The organism is Citrobacter sp. Cpo061 (genome assembly GCF_030332845.1).
Classification (GTDB): Bacteria; Pseudomonadota; Gammaproteobacteria; order Enterobacterales; family Enterobacteriaceae; genus Citrobacter; species Citrobacter portucalensis.
The window spans coordinates 1-6,360 of record NZ_JAOWHB010000045.1; the positions used below are offsets into that span (position 1 = coordinate 1).

At 49.8% G+C, this 6,360-nt stretch carries 4 protein-coding genes and 1 pseudogene; all 5 read left to right on the top strand.

Annotation, left to right across the window (positions count from 1 at the left end; genetic code table 11):
* A pseudogene (locus OGX97_RS14765) lies at positions 1-132 on the top strand (tail assembly protein); the annotation flags it as partial.
* Positions 133-671: 539 nt separating this feature from the next.
* Positions 672-3,842 (top strand): host specificity protein J, encoded by a 3,171-nt coding sequence (locus OGX97_RS14770; protein WP_286592553.1) that lies wholly within the window; start codon positions 672-674, stop codon positions 3,840-3,842.
* Between the two features lie 245 nt (positions 3,843-4,087).
* Positions 4,088-4,360, top strand: coding sequence for a hypothetical protein (locus tag OGX97_RS14775; protein WP_235127101.1), 273 nt, complete (start codon positions 4,088-4,090; stop codon positions 4,358-4,360).
* The gene (locus OGX97_RS14780) at positions 4,357-4,995 is read left to right on the top strand and encodes a hypothetical protein (RefSeq protein ID WP_235127103.1); all 639 of its coding nucleotides are present in this window, start codon (positions 4,357-4,359) and stop codon (positions 4,993-4,995) included. Before OGX97_RS14775 ends, OGX97_RS14780 begins: the two co-directional genes overlap by 4 nt.
* Positions 4,996-5,068: 73 nt before the next feature.
* Positions 5,069-6,360: phage tail fiber protein (locus OGX97_RS14785; protein ID WP_286592557.1), on the top strand; the 1,292-nt coding region annotated here is incomplete at its 3' end.

A 6,360-nucleotide genomic window follows, 5' to 3' on the forward strand; every position in this document is an offset into this window, starting at 1 on the left:
CGGGCATCGTATGCATTCGGTGGTGTAACTAACACTGCTGCTCAGGGTAATCCAGTTCCCCTTGGTTATGGGCGACGCCGGATCGGTGGCGCGATTATTTCTGCCGGAATTTATGTTGAAGATAAACAATAAGCCGAAAGGCGGGAGAAAGTTATGACCTTAGAGCAAAAGGTAAAATTTCAAGAAACAAAAGTTGATGATACTAAGGAAATAAAGGCGGTCCCTAAGGAACACGCCTTTGAACTAATTAAACCCAATGGGGTTATCGCTCTCCGGTTAGGGAAAATTTCGTAGCCTGGCAAATCCGAGCAAGCTCAATATAGCTACTTGCCCCCTGATTATGAGCTAGCGCTTGGTCAAGTTTGCTAAACAACTCAGCCTGCTTTTCTGTGTCCTTCCCTACAACTGTTGAGGCAAGCGCCCCAAATGCACTCATGAGAGCATAAGCAAGGTCCTCAGCGTTAGGTGGGGTGCTCGTATCGACAGCTTCAAACTTATATTTAGTCATTTTAATCCTTCGTTAAGAGGTAATCAGCCATCCCTCCTTCCCAGAGTACGTCAGCATCCCAGCGCTGACGGGCTGAGCTAACACATTAACCAGGGTTATAGATGAGCAACATCCTGATATTCAAACAGTAGCCACCTTTTGGTGGCTTTTTTATGGGTGAAATATGGCGTCGAAAAAAATCACAGGGCGAAAAGGTGGTGGTTCTAAAAGCCGAACACCGACGGAACAACCGGATGATCTTCAGTCTGTTGCGAAGGCAAAGTTGCTAGTAGCTCTGGGGGAAGGTGAGTATGCCGGTGCTTTAACCGGAAAAGATATCTACCTCGATGGCACACCGCTGGAGAATGTCGACGGCTCCCAAAACTTTGGTGGCGTAGTCTGGGAATTTCGCGCTGGTACGCAGGCACAAAATTACATTCAGGGTATTCCCGGCACCGAAAACGAAATCAACGTTGGAACTGAAATATCAAGCGCCACAGCCTGGACGCGTACCTTTACGAACACGCAACTATCAGCCGTTCGCCTGCGACTGAAATGGCCTTCACTGTTTAAGCAGGAGGACAACGGCGATCTGGTAGGGTATTCCATCAATTATGCAATAGACCTGCAAACTGATGGTGGTACCTGGCAAACCGTTTTTAATACCAGCGTAACCGGCAAAACGACGTCTGGTTATGAGCGCAGCCACCGTATTGATTTACCGCAGGCTGGCAGCACCTGGACAATCCGATTGCGTAAGATTACCGCTGATGCAAACAGCGCGAAGATCGGTGATACGATGACGCTACAGAGCTTCACCGAGGTGATTGACGCCAAATTACGTTACCCGAATACCGCTCTGCTTTACATCGAATTTGACTCAAGCCAGTTCAATGGCTCTATCCCGCAGATTTCCTGCGAACCAAAAATGCGCGTGATCCGTGTGCCGGATAATTATGATCCTGAAACGAGGACTTACAGTGGTACATGGCAAGGGGCGTTTAAGTGGGCCTGGACCGATAACCCGGCGTGGATATTTTACGATCTGGTTATTACCGATCGCTTTGGTCTGGGGAATCGCCTGAGTGCAGCCAACATCGATAAATGGACGTTGTACCAGGTATCGCAGTATTGCGATCAGCCGGTACCGGATGGAAAGGGTGGAAGCGGGACAGAGCCACGCTATACCTGTAACGTCTATGTTCAGGACAGGAATGACGCTTACACTGTGCTGCGTGACTTTGCGGCTATATTCCGGGGTATGACGTACTGGGGCGGTGATCAGATTGTTGCGCTTGCCGATATGCCGAGAGATGTGGATTACGCTTACACCCGCGCTAACGTTATCGACGGACGCTTTACCTATTCCAGCAGCACGACAAAAACGCGGTATACCACAGCGCTGGTTTCCTGGTCTGATCCGGGTAACGCCTATGCGGATGCGATGGAGCCGGTATTTGAGCAGCCTCTGGTAGCCCGGTACGGATTTAATCAGCTGGAAATGACAGCCATCGGCTGTACCCGGCAATCAGAAGCGAACCGAAAGGGGCGCTGGGGTATTCTCACCAACAATAAGGATCGTGTTGTTTCGTTTGATGTTGGCCTGGACGGAAACATTCCGCAGCCGGGGTACATCATCGCCGTGTCAGACGAGCTTCTGTCCGGCAAAGTTATGGGGGGCCGCATCAGTGCTGTTAACGGTCGCGTGATAAAACTTGACCGCGTAGCTGATGCAGCAGCAGGCGATCGCCTTATTATCAATCTTCCATCCGGTGCGTCACAGAGCAGGACTATTCAGGCGATTAATGGGGAATCAGTCACAGTCACCACGGCATACAGTGAGACACCACAGGCCGAAGCTGTATGGGTGGTTGAGTCAGATGAACTCTACGCCCAGCAATATCGTGTTGTCAGTGTCTCCGATAACAATGATGGTACCTTCTCAATTACCGGCGCATGGCACGACCCGGATAAATATGCCCGTATCGATACTGGAGCCATCATTGACCAGCGACCGGTGAGTGTGATCCCGCCGGGTAACCAGTCGCCGCCGGCTAACATTGTGATCAGCTCGTTTTCGGTGGTGCAGCAGAATATCAGCGTCGAAACCATGCGGGTGAGCTGGGACCAGGCGCAGAATGCCATCGCCTATGAGGCACAGTGGCGCCGCAATGACGGTAACTGGGTTAACGTGCCGCGCAGCTCTACCACCTCATTTGATGTATCGGGTATTTATGCAGGGCGCTACCTCGTGCGTGTGCGCGCTATTAATGCCGCTGAAATATCCTCTGGCTGGGGCTACTCCGAAGAGAAAGCGCTGACGGGTAAGGTGGGAAACCCGCCGAAACCTGTCGGCTTTGCGACAACGCCGATCAACTGGGGTATTCGCCTGAACTGGGGATTCCCTGCTAACACCGGGGACACACTGAAAACGGAAATTCAGTACACCGCGAACAGTGATTTCTCAAATCCCCTTTTGTTGTCGGATGTGCCTTATCCGTCTGCCGAATACACCCAACTGGGGCTGAAGGCGGGGCAGGAATTCTGGTACCGCGCGCAACTGGTAGACAGAACGGGTAATGAATCAGGCTGGACCGACTGGGTTCGTGGCCAATCCAACGCGAATGCTGACGACTACCTGGGAGATATTGCTGATGACTTCCTGACGTCTGCCGATGGTGACCGCCTGACAAGCGACATTGATACCAATCTGGAAGCTGCGTTGCAGAATGCGCTGGCCAACCATGGAACGGTGGAACACCAGTGGGCGCAGTACGGCGAAGTGCGCGCGGATATTCTGGTGGTCAAAACGACTATTGCAGATGTTGATAAAGCGATGGCTGAAATGTCCACGCAGGTGCAGGCGCAGTTCAATGATGTGACTGCAGCGCTGGAAGATAAGCTCACCGCCGTGGTTGATGCTACAGGAGCATCTGCAATTTACACCCTCAAAACTGGAGTCCGGATTAACGGTGTGATGTATAACGCCGGAATGTCGATTGCGGTGCTGGCGGAAGCGGGTAAGCCGGTAGTCACCCGCGTCGGATTTAACGCCAATCAGTTCGTCCTGATGAGTGGCAGCGGTGATACGCAATATTCACCCTTTGCTGTTGTTAATGGTCAGGTGTTTATCAGCGATGCGTTTATTCAGTATAGCCAAATCACTCTGGCAAAAATTGGTGAATTACGCTCATCGAATTACGTTCAGGGTAAAACAGGCACCATCATGAAAGCAGACGGAACGTTTGAAATTAATGGTTCTAATGCTGGTGATGGCAGGACCACAATTGATAACTATGGACAGAAGGTATATGACAAAAATAATACTCTTCGGGTTGTTGTTGGCAAGTATTAGCGGTTGCGCCTCTATTTCTGGGGAGTTAAATAGTGGAGTTAAAAGTGTCGATTGTACGGCTGTATATTCTTCGCATTTAGGTGCCGGTGCTGAACTTCGTACTGCGACAGTTTCTATCAAACAGATCCGCATTGATAAAAATGGGACGTATTGGGTCAGGCCGGTTAATAGTCTTTATGTTCGATTCTTTCCCGGCTGGAAGTCTACTGAACACCTGACAAACTACCAATGTAAAGGGGATGATTATGGCTTACGGAGTGCAGTTGTTCGATGCTAAGGGGAATGAGCTGGTAGGGCGATTCAATCCCACCTTTGTTGCCTCAGTTATCACTTCGCCAGCGTCAGGCTCTAAGGCTTATCCGGTCGTTGAGGGCAAAACCCTGGTCGCAGATCCGCAAAACATATTCACCCCAAGCGGTTCAAAAGGCCAGACTCCGGCAACGGCGACCGTTGCCAATGGCACAGTTACCTGGTCTAACGCCTCAGTAAATCAGCCAATATTGGTGATGTACAAATGAGTTATGGTATTAAAATTTTTCGTGAAGACGGTAGTCTGTTTATTAGTCCTGAAGTCACACCGATGAATTTTATCGGTGTATATCGCTTCACAGGAAATATGACGATCCCCACAGACATTCCAGCCACGGCAAACGTGATTTCATTTATCCGTAACGATTCGGCAACCGGGGCCGCTTATGTTATTCCGGTTGCTTCAAATGGGAAATGGAACCTGAATTTAAATTGCAATGGGGTAGGCGGTCATGTCTATGTGTTCGCAAACGTTGTTCCGATTGCGCATGGTGTGGGAATGGCAGTGTACAACTCCAACGGCGATATGGTCTGGAACACTGACTGTTTGCCGCTTGAGCTTCATTTTGTAGATAATCCGTGGAACGGCTCAGGAAATGGTAATGGTGCAAACTACGACGTTAATGTCGGTCTTCCGGCGGCAGTGGTATCCGGTATGAGCTCAAATTACCTGGTCCCGTTAGATCCAGCTGCTGGGATTTATATTTATGGGACGCTGACGGCTCGCGCGTATGACAACATCGTTGGTGGGTATTCCATTTATAGCGAACAGATTAACGGGCTGGCCCCCACACCACGATTTAAAAAACAGTATATCTACATCGATACGCGACTTTATTCGTAGAAGCTGCTTTCTATCCAAATCACTAACCTCGCTTCGACGGGTTTTTTTTATTATCTGAATTCAGGAGATATCCATGTCAGCAGGAACTTTAACCCTGACGAATAATTCTGCTGCGGTCTCTGGCAGCGGAACCGCGTTTACCACCGAGGTGGCTGCCGGAGATTTTATTGTTGTCACTGTCGGAGGCGTTCCCTATACGCTACCGGTTAAGTCCGTGGAAAGTAGTGCCGCGTTGACGCTGGTCAGTAATTTCACCGGGCCAACACAGGCTGGCGCGGCCTGGTCAGCTGTTCCCCGTATGGCGTTGAATATGGTCACCGCGGCGCTGGTGGCACAAAGTGCAGAAGCCCTGCGAGGACTGAACTACGACAAACAGAACTGGCAAAGCATTTTTAGTGGAAGCGGAAATGTCACCGTTAAGTTGCCTGATGGCAGTTCATTCACAGGACCTGCATGGGGCGGGATTTCTGCAACACTGAGTAATATTAATCAGTCTTTAAGCAGTATAAATACGGAGCTGGGTGAAAAACTTGTAAAGGAACAGAATCTTGGGGATTTGCCTGATAAACACACCGCCCGCGGAAACCTTGGGCTGGGAAGCGCAGCGACAAAAAATACAGGGGCGTCTCTCGGTGACATCATGATGGTTGGTGCATTTGGGCTGGGTGGGGTTGCGGCGCTACTTAACAATGCAGATATTGGCTCGCCTGTTACAGGATCTCAGTTATTTATGAACGGTGGTGGTCCGACAGGGTTTTGGACTGAGTGGGGGGCAGGGGTAAAAATAAGTTACAGCAACACGCATAACTTTCAGATTTATTTATCTGGTAGTGATGCAACACTCCTGACTCTTGTTCATCAGGTCGGCGGATCGCCTTTAATTCGTAAACATTACAACAACGGAAATACCACCATAGATTCTAACGGTAACCTTAAACCTGCTTCACCTGTCATCAAATTGAAAGGCGATGGTACGGCAGAATTCAACGAGGAAGCGGAAGGCGTAATGACTGAGCGCATCGACACCGGCATTTATAAGATATCCGGGGTCCTGGGATTTAACTCTGAACCATTATGGGGAGGCGTGGATGGTGGTTTCGTTATTCCAGCCAATACAAATGGACTGCCTTTATTGTGGGTGGATTATGAAATCGATCCGGATGGTTCCATAACGCTTAAAACATATCACCGTACTCACCACAGTGCGCCAGAATTTGCCCGGAATCTGATTGGTATTAAAAATGAAGATGGATCGTTTACTGAAACGGTGCAGGATGGTGAACCGGTTGATATCCCCGCTGGTCGCTGGGTAGACCTGCGCGTTGAGATGCCCAGGAACAGCCTCTGGAATATTAAACAACAGGA

Coding starts and splice junctions, on each gene's coding strand:
- OGX97_RS14770 (WP_286592553.1), top strand. CDS start 672: ATGGCGTCGAAAAAAATCACAGGGCGAAAAGGTGGTGGTTCTAAAAGC.
- OGX97_RS14775 (WP_235127101.1), top strand. CDS start 4,088: ATGGCTTACGGAGTGCAGTTGTTCGATGCTAAGGGGAATGAGCTGGTA.
- OGX97_RS14780 (WP_235127103.1), top strand. CDS start 4,357: ATGAGTTATGGTATTAAAATTTTTCGTGAAGACGGTAGTCTGTTTATT.